The sequence below is a fragment of the Hydrogenovibrio crunogenus genome (assembly GCF_004786015.1).
Taxonomy (GTDB): Bacteria; Pseudomonadota; Gammaproteobacteria; order Thiomicrospirales; family Thiomicrospiraceae; genus Hydrogenovibrio; species Hydrogenovibrio crunogenus.
Genome location: NZ_CP032096.1, coordinates 1,082,159 through 1,094,828, shown reverse-complemented (window position 1 = coordinate 1,094,828; position 12,670 = coordinate 1,082,159). Strand labels below are relative to the sequence as shown.

General features: G+C 42.8%; 13 protein-coding genes. 3 read left to right on the top strand and 10 right to left on the bottom strand.

Annotation, left to right across the window (positions count from 1 at the left end; genetic code table 11):
* Positions 1 to 113: 113 nt before the first annotated feature.
* The 3 genes from GHNINEIG_RS05270 to GHNINEIG_RS05260 all read left to right on the top strand — a co-directional run bounded on the left by GHNINEIG_RS05270 (position 114) and on the right by GHNINEIG_RS05260 (position 3,122).
* Complete coding sequence (locus GHNINEIG_RS05270; protein WP_135795678.1) at positions 114 to 923, top strand: cytochrome C assembly family protein; 810 nt, start codon at positions 114 to 116, stop codon at positions 921 to 923.
* 98 nt (positions 924 to 1,021) lie between these two features.
* A complete protein-coding gene (locus tag GHNINEIG_RS05265; RefSeq protein WP_135795677.1) occupies positions 1,022 to 2,308 on the top strand; it encodes an HlyC/CorC family transporter in 1,287 nt (428 codons plus the stop codon).
* Between the two features lie 13 nt (positions 2,309 to 2,321).
* Positions 2,322 to 3,122, top strand: coding sequence for an inositol monophosphatase family protein (locus GHNINEIG_RS05260; RefSeq protein WP_135795676.1), 801 nt, complete (start codon positions 2,322 to 2,324; stop codon positions 3,120 to 3,122).
* A 76-nt stretch (positions 3,123 to 3,198) separates the two neighbouring features.
* Here GHNINEIG_RS05260 and radA read toward each other — a convergent pair whose 3' ends face one another.
* The 10 genes from radA to GHNINEIG_RS05210 all read right to left on the bottom strand — a co-directional run bounded on the left by radA (position 3,199) and on the right by GHNINEIG_RS05210 (position 12,670).
* A complete protein-coding gene (radA, locus tag GHNINEIG_RS05255) occupies positions 3,199 to 4,572 on the bottom strand; it encodes a DNA repair protein RadA (protein ID WP_135795675.1) in 1,374 nt (457 codons plus the stop codon).
* Positions 4,573 to 4,626: 54 nt separating this feature from the next.
* Positions 4,627 to 5,286: a cytochrome c1 gene (locus GHNINEIG_RS05250; protein ID WP_135795674.1), complete on the bottom strand. Its 660-nt coding sequence runs from the start codon at positions 5,284 to 5,286 to the stop codon at positions 4,627 to 4,629.
* Positions 5,287 to 6,519 (bottom strand): cytochrome b, encoded by a 1,233-nt coding sequence (locus tag GHNINEIG_RS05245; protein ID WP_135795673.1) that lies wholly within the window; start codon positions 6,517 to 6,519, stop codon positions 5,287 to 5,289.
* Positions 6,519 to 7,127, bottom strand: coding sequence for a ubiquinol-cytochrome c reductase iron-sulfur subunit (petA, locus tag GHNINEIG_RS05240; protein WP_135795672.1), 609 nt, complete (start codon positions 7,125 to 7,127; stop codon positions 6,519 to 6,521). The genes GHNINEIG_RS05245 and petA overlap by 1 nt, the downstream gene beginning before the upstream one ends.
* Before the next feature lie 288 nt (positions 7,128 to 7,415).
* Positions 7,416 to 8,156, bottom strand: a complete 741-nt coding sequence (locus tag GHNINEIG_RS05235) for a Nif3-like dinuclear metal center hexameric protein (protein ID WP_135795671.1) — start codon at positions 8,154 to 8,156, stop codon at positions 7,416 to 7,418.
* Positions 8,157 to 8,277: 121 nt separating this feature from the next.
* On the bottom strand, positions 8,278 to 9,579 hold the full coding sequence (gene hisD / locus GHNINEIG_RS05230; RefSeq protein WP_135795670.1) for a histidinol dehydrogenase: 1,302 nt from the start codon (positions 9,577 to 9,579) through the stop codon (positions 8,278 to 8,280).
* Positions 9,580 to 9,674: 95 nt separating this feature from the next.
* The gene (gene hisG, locus GHNINEIG_RS05225) at positions 9,675 to 10,301 is read right to left on the bottom strand and encodes an ATP phosphoribosyltransferase (protein ID WP_135795669.1); all 627 of its coding nucleotides are present in this window, start codon (positions 10,299 to 10,301) and stop codon (positions 9,675 to 9,677) included.
* A gap of 75 nt (positions 10,302 to 10,376) precedes the next feature.
* Entirely contained in the window at positions 10,377 to 11,633 is a 1,257-nt protein-coding gene (gene murA, locus GHNINEIG_RS05220; protein ID WP_135795668.1) for a UDP-N-acetylglucosamine 1-carboxyvinyltransferase, read from the bottom strand.
* Positions 11,634 to 11,636: 3 nt separating this feature from the next.
* The gene (locus GHNINEIG_RS05215; RefSeq protein ID WP_135795667.1) at positions 11,637 to 11,858 is read right to left on the bottom strand and encodes a BolA family protein; all 222 of its coding nucleotides are present in this window, start codon (positions 11,856 to 11,858) and stop codon (positions 11,637 to 11,639) included.
* A gap of 44 nt (positions 11,859 to 11,902) precedes the next feature.
* A complete protein-coding gene (locus GHNINEIG_RS05210) occupies positions 11,903 to 12,670 on the bottom strand; it encodes an ABC transporter permease (RefSeq protein WP_135795666.1) in 768 nt (255 codons plus the stop codon).

The following is a 12,670-nucleotide window of genomic DNA, read 5'->3' as shown; positions in this document are numbered from 1 at the left end:
ATATTATACGGTTTTATGCGTTAAATATCTAAAAGAGCGTTAACTTGATAGACATTTAAAGGCGTCTTCAAATATTTCGTACGCTTTCTTTTAAACCAATTGGAAGGATTAAGATGGTCATAAGCGCCCTGGTTGCCCTTTTTTCTAGCTTGCTGTACTTATTTGCCACCCGTTTACTTTGGCAGCGCTTTAAAACAGATGAATCCTCAGAACCCAATTTTAACCGCAAGAAATTACTTACCCTGGCCTTATTAGCCGCAATAGTGCACCTCTTTTCTTTTGCTGGCCACCTTTTTACCAAAGATTTAATTTTATTCAGCTTCGGAACGGGATTGTCGCTGATTAGTTGGATTGCAGTGGTGGCATTGCTAATCACCAATATCAATAAGGCGACAGAAAACTTAGGGGTGTTTATTTTCCCGATTGCGGCCATTACCACGTTACTCCCTTTCGCTGGAAGCACATTACAGCCCTTACCATTTGAACTTGGCAGCCATGTTTTGATTTCCATTACCGCCTACAGCATTATGGGTCTGGCTGCGGCACAGGCAACGTTATACGCCATTCAGGAAAAACGCTTTCAAAAACGACAACTGAGCATTATTTTCAAAAACTTGCCACCATTGCAAATCATGGAAAAAACCCTCATTCAGTTAGTCATTATTGGGTTTATCTTTTTAAGTTTCGCACTGATCAGCGGTGTGTTTTTCATGGAAGATATTTTTGCCCAACATTTAGTGCATAAAACCTTTTTTGCAATCTTGGCTTGGTTAACTTACGGCTTATTGATTTTTGGTCATTTCAAATTTGGTTGGCGAGGCCAGAAAGCCGCTTATTACACCATCTGGGCATACTTCCTATTAATCCTCAGTTACATCGGTACAGAAATCATTCTATTGTTCTTTGTACACGGTCCCCAATAAAAATTAATGCAACGATAAATTCGATTTAAAAATGTCATGGCGATTCTATTTCAGAACCGCTATAATTTCCTTTCGATTAACTACCCAAAAGACCCATTTTGAATAGTCTGCCCATATCTGCCCTTTTCGGCATATTAGCTTTATTAATTATCCTTTCCGCTTTATTTTCCGGTACTGAAACCGGAATGATGGCACTGAATAAATATCGCCTGAAACATAAAGTGAAAGAAGGTCATAAAGGTGCCATTAAGGCGCAAAAACTTCTTGAAACACCAGATCGTTTGCTTGGTGTCATCCTTCTTGGAAACAACTTTGTTAATATTTTCGCTTCTTCTGTTGCAACGATTATTGCCATGCGATTGATTGGTGAAGCCGGCATTGCACTTGCTGCTGGGATATTAACAATGGTCATTCTGGTTTTTTCTGAAGTCGCGCCCAAAACATTGGCGGCGTTGCATCCGGAACGCATTGCTTACCCAGCCTCTTTCGTATTGGAGCCGCTGCTAAAACTCTTATCGCCTTTGGTTTGGTTGGTGAACTTTTTCGCCAATAATTTCTTACGGTTATTCGGTGTCAAAGTAAAACGAAACAACCCAGACAGCCATTCTTTGAGTCGTGAAGAGCTTCAAACCCTTATTAATGAAGCAACTGGACGTTTACCAAAACAGTATCGCACCATGCTCAGCGGGATCATGCAACTGGAAAGCATTACGGTTGAAGACGTGATGATTCCAAAGCAGGATATTTATGGCATTGATGTAAACCAGCCGATTGAAGAAATTGTTAAACGCATTGTTAAATCACCCTTCACACGCATTCCGGTATATCGAGATAACTTGGATGAAGATATTTTAGGGGTTATCAATTTACGTAAAGCATTACCGTTATTGACTAAGCCGGACTTGTCTTTAAAAGACTTGATCAAAGCCACCCGACCAGGCTACTTTATTCCGGAAACGACCACTTTGAACATTCAGTTGTCACATTTCAACAAACACAAGCGCCACATGGCTTTAATCGTAGATGAATACGGTAATCTGCAAGGCTTGTTGACTTTAGAAGATCTGCTAGAAGAGATTGTGGGTAAATTCAGCACAGACACGCGTGAAAAAGCATTTACGCGAGTGCACATGCATGAAGATGGGTCGATTACTTTTGATGCTTCTGAATTTATTCGTGATTTGAATAAAACCTATCATTTTGACTTACCAACCGATGGTCCCAAAACATTAAACGGGCTCATTCAAGAAGAACTGGAAACCTTACCGGAAGTGGGCACCTGTCTTCGTGTTGGTAACTATACGCTCGAAGTCATTGAAACCTCTAAACATGCGATTGAAAAAGTCAATTTAAACCAAATCGACCCGACGCAACGTTTTCAATAAAAGGAAGATTTATATGACGCAATTGTTTAACAATGCACAAGAGTGGCAAACATTAAAAGACGGCATCGTCACCTTGGCCAAACAAGAAGTCTTATCGCGTTTTGAAAAAGTCACTTCCACTACCAAAGCCGATGGCTCGGTTTTGACAGAAGCAGACACCGAGATGCAAAAAGCCACCGCAGAATTCTTAATGAAACAGTGGCCACAATTCGATTTCCTGGGAGAAGAATCCTCACAAGAAGAACAAGCTGAAGCCCTTAGATCAACTCAAGGATGTTGGATTTTAGATCCAGTGGATGGCACCAGTAATTTTGCCAGTGGCATTCCCATTTTCAGTGTTTCTCTGGCTTTGGTGGTGAATGGCCAGGTAGTCGCGGGCATGGTGTATGACCCAGACAGAGACGAACTGTTTGCAGCTCGAAAAGGATTAGGTGCAGAATTAAACCATCAACCCTTAGTGGCTGAAACACCCAAAACCACTTTAAAAAAATGTATCGGCATTGTCGACTTTAAACGCTTATCAGCGGAACTGGCTTTAAAACTCGTCCAAACACCGCCTTATGCGTCTCAAAGAAGCATTGGGTCTGTCGCTCTGGATTGGTGTTGGATTGCGGCTGGGCGCGGACAGGTTTATTGCCATGGTGCCCAAAATATTTGGGATTATGCAGCAGGTTGGCTAATCGTAGAAGAAGCGGGTGGGCAAAGCGCCACACTTGATGGAGAGTCGGTTTTGGTCGACCGTGTTGTGAAACGCTCAGCCGTCGCAGCCACCACGCCTGAATTATTTAAGGAATGGCAGGACTACTTGGCTTAACGAACCTTTAGACCTATCCTGTTATAAAAAAACCGCCAGGCCTGGCGGTTTTTTTATTTCTAGGAAGAAGCGAAATTTAAATTAGGTCCAGAGCTTGTTGCAAAGTTGAAACACCTTGCACCTCCATTCCGGCCACACCGCCTTTCGGGATATTACCATTCGGAACGATGGCCCGCTTAAAACCATGCTTAGCCGCCTCTAAAATGCGCTCTTGACCACTGGAAACCGGGCGAATTTCACCTGACAACCCGACCTCCCCAAAAATGATCAAGTCCTGCGAAAGGGTCTTATTTTTTAAACTGGACACAATGGCACTCAAGACAGCCAAGTCCGCACTGGTTTCCGTCACTTTAACCCCACCGACGACATTGACATAAACATCCTGATCACCCGCCTGCACCCCTGCATGACGGTGCAACACTGCGAGCAACATGGCCATCCGATTATATTCCAGCCCAACTGTCACACGTTTCGGTGCGCCATAGGGCGACTCATCCACCAAAGCTTGTATTTCAACCAACAATGGACGAGATCCTTCCCACAACACCATAACCACCGAACCTGGGGATGGCTCATCCGCACGCGACAAGAAAATGGCTGATGGGTTTTTAATCTGCTTCATGCCTTTATCAGTCATGGCGAAAACACCCAACTCATTGACAGCACCAAAGCGATTTTTAATGGCACGAAGTGTTCGAAAACGGCTATCCGATTGACCTTCCAAGAATAATACCGTATCAACAATGTGTTCCAATACGCGCGGACCCGCCACTTCTCCTGACTTGGTCACATGCCCGACAAGAAAGATCATCACTTGGTTTTGCTTTGCATAACGTGTTAAGAAGGCTGCCGATTCACGTACTTGAGACACACCACCCGCCGCACTGGAAACTTCTGACAGCTGCATGGTTTGGATAGAGTCCACCACCATAATGGCAGGCTTTTCATTTTGCGCCGCCATCACAATCGATTCGACATCGGTTTCCGTTAAAAGCCGCAGTTTGTCTTCAGGCAACCCCATACGTTTGGCACGCATGGCGACCTGTTGAAGCGATTCTTCTCCCGTGACATAAAGCACTTTCTGAGACTGACTCAATTGACAAGAGACTTGCAGCAACAAAGACGATTTCCCAACACCTGGATCACCACCAATCAACACCACAGAGCCCGGGACAATCCCCCCACCTAGCACACGATCAAGCTCCGATAAACTGGAATCCATGCGGGGGATTTCTGACAACTCAACTTCATTCACTGACAAAACAGTGCTTTCAACTGCGCCAGCATAACTTCCTGTTGCATGCGACACACTAGATTTTGCTTTAGAGGCTGAAACTTTAAATTCTTTTAATGTATTCCATTCCTGGCATGCATTACACTGACCTTGCCACTGAGCAAAATCAGCGCCGCATTCCGTACAGACATACGCCATTTTTATTTTTTTCGCCATCTAGAGATTCCTTAATAAAAAAGCCCGCAGAGCGGGCTTTAATAATAATGATGATTAGTGTTTCACATCTCGCCAATATTCTTTTTTCAGCAAGTAGGTAATCACAATCAACACCAACAAGAAGAGCAACACCTTCCAACCAAGATCATGACGCTGCAACTTAGCTGGCTCCCCGACATATTCCAAGAAGTTGGCGATATCACGGGTTGCTTGATCATACTCCTCAGCACTCATATGACGTTGCATTCCTTCTAACACATTCGGCATAGAGGTACCGTGAAGTAACTTGTTATCCCACTCCCCAGTCTTCTCATCGATTTCATAACCTCTTAAGAAGCTATAGATATAATCCGTACCTTTCAAACGTGCCATCAAAGAAAGATCTGGAACGTTCGTGCCCAATACTTCTTTATCCACACCCGGTAACATACGAGTCATAACTGAATCGACCGGCTTGTTTTGGTTATAGGTCATATAGGCAACCGCTTCTTCATCTTCCCAGCCTAAATCACGTGCAATTCGGTTATATCGCATGTATTTAAGGGAGTGACACGCCATGCAATACTCAGAAAATAAAATGGCCCCTCTTTGCAGAGAGTCTTTATCTTCTAAGCTGTTATTGGCTTTTTCCAGTTCAATACTATATCCCCCTGCGGCAAAACCAGTCAGGGGAAGCGTCATTAAAATCGTTAAAGTTGCTAGAATTTTTTTCATTTAACTGACCCTCTCTGGTACCGGCTTCGTTCGCTCGCTCGCAGAAGTGAACGGCAGAATAATAAAGAATAAGAAATAGGTCGCGGTGAAGATTCGCGCTAATTTTGTCAGCTCAGGTGTCGCAGGCTGTGTTCCTAACCAACCTAGCACAAAGAAACTGACCACAAACATCGTTAGCAAGACTTTATAAGAAACCCCACGATAGCGAATTGACTTCACTTTACAACGATCAAGCCATGGCATGGCAAACAAGACACCAATAGCGGCTCCCATTGCAATAACGCCAAGCAACTTATCCGGTATGGCGCGTAGCACTGCATAGAAAGGTGTGAAGTACCAAACCGGTGCAATATGATCAGGCGTCTTCAATGGGTTAGCTGGTTCAAAATTAGGGGGTTCGATAAAGTAACCGCCTCCTTCTGGCATATAGAACACCACAAAGGCGAACAAGAACATAAAGACGGCAGCACCAAACAGATCTTTTACCGTGTAATAAGGGTGGAAAGTAATCCCGTCAATTGGCAACCCTTGCTCGTTTTTATATTTTTTAATCTCAACACCATCTGGGTTGTTCGATCCAACTTGGTGAAGCGCAACAATATGCATGAAGACTAAGATCAATAGTACCAAAGGCAAAGCAATGACATGTAACGCAAAGAAACGATTCAACGTGGCATCAGAGATAACAAAATCACCTCGAACCCAAACCGCTAAATCCGGTCCAATCACAGGGATGGCCCCAAACAATGAAATAATTACCTGTGCCCCCCAATAAGACATTTGGCCCCATGGCAACAAATAGCCCATAAAAGCCTCAGCCATAAGAACAACAAAGAGCAACATTCCAATTAACCACACCAGTTCTCGTGGGTTTTTATAGGAGCCGTAAAGCAGTCCTCGCATCATATGGAAGTAAATCACAATAAAGAAGGCCGAGGCTCCAGTGGAGTGCATATAACGTATCAACCAGCCCCATTCAACATCTCGCATAATGTATTCGACTGAGTTAAAGGCTTCTGCTGCACTAGGTTTGAAACTCATCGTCAGCCAAATACCGGTCACAAATTGATTGATTAACACTAACAATGCTAAAGAACCAAAAAAGTACCAGAAGTTAAAGTTTTTAGGCGCATAGTATTGTGCAACATGGACATTCCAGGTGCTCACGAGTGGATAGCGGGCATCTAGCCATGCTAGTAAAGAATTTTTCGGTGTTGGATGTGATGGTTGCATTATGCTGCTCCTTCTTCTGGGTTTTCACCAACACGGATAACCGTAGAGGATAAATAGCGATAAGGAGGAATGGCCAAATTCGTTGGTGCAGGCACACCTTGGAATACGCGACCAGCTAAATCAAAGCTTGAGCCGTGACAAGGACAGAAGAAACCGCCTTTCCACCCCTCAGCCATATCAGGCGAGTTCACCGCTGGGCGGTATAAAGGAGCACACCCTAAATGCGTACACACCCCAACAACCACTAAGAATTCTTCTTTGATAGCGCGAACTTCATTTTCACAATAATCAGGCTGTTCTGAAACTTCTGAATGAGGATCTCTTAAGGTGTCATCAAGTGTTGGAAGAATATCCAACATTTCAGGGGTACGGCGCACGACCCAGACAGGCTTGCCTCGCCATGAAACCGTTAACATTTGCCCTGGCAATAATTGACTGATATCAGCATCAACAGGCGCGCCTGCTGCTTTGGCTTTTTCACTCGGTTGCCATGAACTGACAAAGGGTACGGCTAGAAAAGTCGCACCCGTTGCACCCACAACCCCAGTGGCAGCGGTCAACACTTTTCGACGTGTCAAATTCGTTTTTTCTGTGTTCTCTGATGACATAGAGACGTCCTCTTTTGTCCATTTTATAGGTAATTATTCTATTCAGAATTTCTGGCTAACCCCGTAAAACCGGCATTAGCAGCTTGTTTTGTATTTTTAAATTTTGTCAAAAAAATGCAAAAACACTTTCAACAAACCTTAAAAATAACCAACTGAGCCGAGGTATTTTACCAAAGCAAAATTAATCGTTACATCAATATCTCTTTATGACCATCAAAAATTATTTTATAAATAAAACTAATCACAATTATAAAAAAAATTATTACTCACTAATACTTAAGCTTATTTTTAAACCGGGTTATCAATATCAATAAAAACAACTTCTAAATCAAACGCTTGAGACAAATGCTCTCCCAAGGCTTTAACACCAAGTCTTTCAGTCGCGTGATGACCTGCTGCCAAGTAATGAATTTTATTTTCCAGCGCTTGATGCGTGGTTTGCTCTGAGACTTCACCGCTGATATAAACATCCGCGTCCCATTCAATCGCTTTTTCAATGTAACCTTGCGCTCCACCACTGCACCAAGCAACAGTTTCAACTTCTGATGGACCACCAGGCAAATGCAACGGTGTTCGGTGCAAGCTGTTTTCAACAGATTCAATCAATGCATCAATTCTCATGGGAGACGATAGGCGTCCCAGCCTAACCAAACCTGGCTCAGGGGTGATATCTTCTAACGACCACAACTCACCTAGCATGGCATTGTTACCTAACGTTGGATGAGCATCGAGCGGTAAATGATAGCCTAACAGGTTAATCTCATTTTCTAACAAAGAACGAATTCGCTTTTGTTTCATGCCGGTAATCGTTATCGGTTCATTTTTCCAGAAATATCCATGATGAACGATAATCGCATCGGCTTTTTCTGCGATTGCGGCATCAATTAAAGCCTGACAAGCGGTAACGCCTGTCACAATTTTAGTAATTTCTGACTTGCCTTCTACTTGCAACCCATTAGGCGCATAATCTTTAAAGGTTGTCGCTTCTAAAAAATCATCTAAATACTGCACCAGCTCTGTCGTTTTCATATATCCATCCAATGATTTATGACTCTTACAAAATAAGCTTGATTCAAATAAGTAACATCAAACAGGCAAAAAAAATGACCAGACCTGGCCATTTTTTTATTTTACGCAAGTGGATTAATGTTTAATCTTTTACTCGGTAACGTGCAGAAGCAGCATGAGCCTGCAAGCCCTCACCATCGGCTAAAACACCCGCTACCTGCCCAAGCATATTCGCGCCTTCGGCAGAACACATAATTAAACTTGAACGTTTTTGGAAATCGTACACGCCTAGTGGCGAAGAGAAACGTGCTGTTCTTGATGTTGGTAAAACGTGGTTCGGTCCGGCACAGTAGTCTCCCAGCGCTTCCGCAGTGTAACGCCCCATAAAAATTGCTCCGGCATGCTTGATTTTTGGCAGCAAAGCTTTCGGCTCATCAACTGATAACTCTAAATGCTCTGGAGCAATATAGTTAATCATTTCAATGGCTTGATCTTCATTATCCACCACAATAATCGCACCACGATCGGTAATCGCTTTGGTAATAATTTCTTCTCTTGGAAGTGTTTTAACCAATTTATTCATACTTAAATACACTTTTTCAGCAAACTCAGCATCTTGCGTCACTAAAATAGATTGTGCGTCCTCATCATGCTCGGCTTGTGAAAATAAGTCCATCGCAATCCAGTCCGGGTTGGTCTTGCCATCACAGTACACCAAAATTTCAGATGGACCGGCAATCATATCAATGCCAACCGTTCCATAAACTTCACGTTTCGCCGTTGCGACAAAGATATTTCCAGGTCCCACCACTTTATCAACCGGCGGAACAGTTTCGGTTCCATAAGCCAATGCGGCGACAGCTTGCGCCCCGCCTAAAGTAAAGACTCTATCAACGCCGCAAATCGCCGCGGCTGCCAACACCATATCATTGACTTCACCGTCTGGAGTAGGCACAACCATAATCAGCTCAGGTACACCTGCCACTTTAGCAGGAATGGCATTCATAATAACAGAAGACGGATAAGCCGCTTTTCCGCCAGGCACATAAAGCCCAACGCGGTCTAAACAAGTTACTTGTTGCCCCAGAAAAGTGCCATCATCTTCGGTATAAGACCAAGATTTCATCACTTGTTTTTCATGATACGCTTTAACACGTTGTGCTGAAAGCTCCAGCCCTTCTCGTTGATCTTGTGGAATACGCTTTAAAGCCGCTTCAAGCTCTGATTTTGGAATTTCAAGGTCAGACCCTTTCGCCAAGGTCAAACGATCAAACTTAGCGGTATATTCCAGGAGTGCTTCGTCGCCTCTTTCACGAACATTTTTGAGTACATCTTTGACAATTTCATTGACTGAATCATTAGAAACGGTTTCCCAGGCAAGCAAGGCTTCTAATTCAGCTTTAAACCCTTCTGCATTGGCAGATAATTTTCTAATATTTAACATTTTATTTTCCACTCTAACTTATTTTGACCGAGTTTCTTCTTGAAATCCGCAGCCATTTTATTATGTATCACACTGATATTCATTCATAACCGACATTAAATCGCCGCTCTAAATTTCTCAACAATATCATTTATTTGTTTAAACTTGGTTTTATAGGCATGTTCATTCACAATTAAACGTGAACTGATATCCGCGATATGCTCTTCCGGAACCAAGCCGTTCGCTTTTAAAGTATTCCCAGTATCCACCAAGTCGACGATTTTGTCGGCCAAATCAATTAAAGGTGCAATTTCCATTGAGCCATAAAGCTTGATCAAATCAACTTGTTGACCTTGTTGTGCATAATAAGCTTTCGCTGATTGAATATATTTGGTCGCAATTTTCAAACGATGTCCATGCGGTTTCGCCTCTTTTGGCCCGGCCACCATCAATTTACATTTCGCAATTTTTAAATCCAGCAGTTCGTTTAAGTTATCCGATGGCGCTTCCATCAAAACATCTTTCCCAGCCACACCGATATCCGCAGCGCCATGAGCGACATAGGTTGGTGCATCAGTTGCACGCACAATTAAAAGACGCACATTTTCGTGGTTTGTCGGAATAATCAACTTACGCGACTTACTTGGATCTTCCTGCGGAATAATATTTGCAGCTTCCAAAAGCGGAAGCGTATCTTTATAAATTCGACCTTTGGATAAGGCAATCGTTAATTGGTCTGCCATAATTCTATCTTCTTATAAACTTTTATTGAATATTGGGTTAAACAGTGATGGTCCTTTTAAGAACCATCATAGTTATTAATTTGCTCGGTAAATGTGGGCGCCTAGCTTATGAAATTTTTCTTCAATCAGCTCGTAACCACGATCAATATGGTAAATACGACTGACGACCGTTTCACCTTTTGCGACTAATCCTGCCAAAATCAAACTTGCAGAAGCTCTTAAATCAGTGGCCATGACCGGAGCACCAATTAATTGGTCCACGCCTTTGGTATGAGCCACATTCCCTTCAACATGAATATCTGCTCCCATTCTGACCAGCTCAGAAACATGCATAAAGCGGTTTTCAAAAATGGTCTCTTCCACACTTGCTTCCCCTTCCGCCAAACAATTCATCACGACAAACTGAGCCTGCATATCCGTTGGAAACGCTGGATAAGGATCCGTAACAATATTGACTGGTTTCAAAGAACGGTTACGCATATCTAATGTAATGGTGTTATCAGTCGTTGTTACCAAGGCACCCGCCTCTGTAAATTTATCTAACACGGCAGTTAGATGGTCTGGAACAACCTCTTTTACGGTCACACAGCTTTGGGTTAAAGCGGCTGCGGCAAGATAAGTACCAGCTTCAATTCGATCCGGTATCACTCGATAAGACACACCGGTTAGCTTTTCAACCCCTTCAATGACAAGCGTATCGGTATCAATACCACTGATTTTCGCGCCCATTTTATTTAAAAAATGCGCTAAGTCAGACACTTCAGGCTCTTTCGCAGCATTTCTCAGCGTAGTACGACCTTCGGCCAATACCGCTGCCATCAAAAGGTTTTCAGTCCCTGTTACAGTTACAGGTTCCATTGTAATATCCGCACCCACCAATCGGTCAGCCGTGGCAATAATATAGCCTTGCTCAACTTTGATTTCAGCGCCCATTTTCTGCATGCCTTCAATATGAATATTGACTGGGCGTGACCCGATGGCACAACCGCCAGGCAATGACACTTTCGCTTCACCAAAACGAGCCAATAAAGGCCCCATCGTCAAAATAGAAGCACGCATGGTTTTAACCAATTCATAAGGCGCTTCTTTAGTGGTAATGTTTGAAGCATCAATTTCAATATTTAATTCTTCATCAAACATCACTTCAACCCCCATCGTTGCAAGCAACTGAATGGTCGTTGTCACATCTTTTAAATGCGGAACATTAGACAATACGACAGGTGTTTCAGATAACAAACACCCCATCAAGATTGGCAAAGCCGCATTCTTTGCACCTGAAATTTGTACCGATCCCTCAAGCTGGCATGGTCCTTCAATGACTAGTTTATCCATGGTTTACTCAGGCAACTTGGTTTTGATGGACAAGGCATGTAATGCACCACTGGCAAATTCATCTTTAAAGATATCATTGACCATTCTATGACGTTGCAAAGGCGATTTTCCTTCAAACGAAGCACTGGTCACTTCAATGGCAAAATTACAATCTTCTCCGCTCATTTTAACTTGAGCATCTTCAATGACTGATTGAATCATCTCGCGAATTTTTTCTGGGGACATACTTTATTCTTCACTTTTTAACTTATTGAAAGTCATTTTAAAATTTAGTTGCGTATTTTAACGCCTTTATACAATAAAATCAGATTTATCGCAGTGATGCCTAAAAAGAACAGCGTTGTTACGGCTAAACTTAAATAAATAGAGACATCCGATTGCGTAAAAAAACCATACCTAAACCCATCTACCATATAGAAGAAAGGATTAAAGTGTGAAAACACTTGCCAAAAGTCAGGCAACGCATGAATTGAATAGAAAACCCCACTCAAAAAGGTTAATGGAATAATGATAAAGTTTTGAAATGCCGCCAAGTGATCATACTTATCGGATAAAATTCCGGCCGTCATACCAACGCCACCCATGATTGCCGCACTCAATACAGCAAACAATAAAATCCACATTGGTGATTGCCAGGCAATGTCAAACCCAACAATCCCTACGACTAACACCCCTAACCCGACAGCCAGACCTCGCACAATGGAAGCGCCAACAAAGGCAAGATAGAATTCTAAAGGGGAAATGGGACTCAGCATCACGAATGTTAAATTGCCATGCATTTTAGATTGAATCAGACTCGACGAGGTATTCGAAAATGCATTTTGCAGAATCGTCATCATCACCAGACCTGGAATCAAAAACTGACTATACGACAAACCACTGAACACTTCAATTTTGGTGTCAATCACTTGCCCAAAGATTAACAAATACAACAATGAAGAGACCACCGGTGCAAATACTGTCTGTACAGCCACCGAGTAAAAACGACGCACTTCTTTAACAAAAAGTGCCCAACATCCAATCCAATTTGTTTCCAT

Excerpts from the sequence above, each read along its gene's own strand:
- GHNINEIG_RS05270 (WP_135795678.1), top strand. The coding sequence starts at position 114 with ATGGTCATAAGCGCCCTGGTTGCCCTTTTTTCTAGCTTGCTGTACTTA.
- GHNINEIG_RS05260 (WP_135795676.1), top strand. The coding sequence starts at position 2,322 with ATGACGCAATTGTTTAACAATGCACAAGAGTGGCAAACATTAAAAGAC.
- radA (WP_135795675.1), bottom strand. The coding sequence starts at position 4,572 with ATGGCGAAAAAAATAAAAATGGCGTATGTCTGTACGGAATGCGGCGCT.
- GHNINEIG_RS05250 (WP_135795674.1), bottom strand. The coding sequence starts at position 5,286 with ATGAAAAAAATTCTAGCAACTTTAACGATTTTAATGACGCTTCCCCTG.
- GHNINEIG_RS05245 (WP_135795673.1), bottom strand. The coding sequence starts at position 6,519 with ATGCAACCATCACATCCAACACCGAAAAATTCTTTACTAGCATGGCTA.
- petA (WP_135795672.1), bottom strand. The coding sequence starts at position 7,127 with ATGTCATCAGAGAACACAGAAAAAACGAATTTGACACGTCGAAAAGTG.
- GHNINEIG_RS05235 (WP_135795671.1), bottom strand. The coding sequence starts at position 8,156 with ATGAAAACGACAGAGCTGGTGCAGTATTTAGATGATTTTTTAGAAGCG.
- hisD (WP_135795670.1), bottom strand. The coding sequence starts at position 9,579 with ATGTTAAATATTAGAAAATTATCTGCCAATGCAGAAGGGTTTAAAGCT.
- hisG (WP_135795669.1), bottom strand. The coding sequence starts at position 10,301 with ATGGCAGACCAATTAACGATTGCCTTATCCAAAGGTCGAATTTATAAA.
- murA (WP_135795668.1), bottom strand. The coding sequence starts at position 11,633 with ATGGATAAACTAGTCATTGAAGGACCATGCCAGCTTGAGGGATCGGTA.
- GHNINEIG_RS05215 (WP_135795667.1), bottom strand. The coding sequence starts at position 11,858 with ATGTCCCCAGAAAAAATTCGCGAGATGATTCAATCAGTCATTGAAGAT.
- GHNINEIG_RS05210 (WP_135795666.1), bottom strand. The coding sequence starts at position 12,670 with ATGGAAACAAATTGGATTGGATGTTGGGCACTTTTTGTTAAAGAAGTG.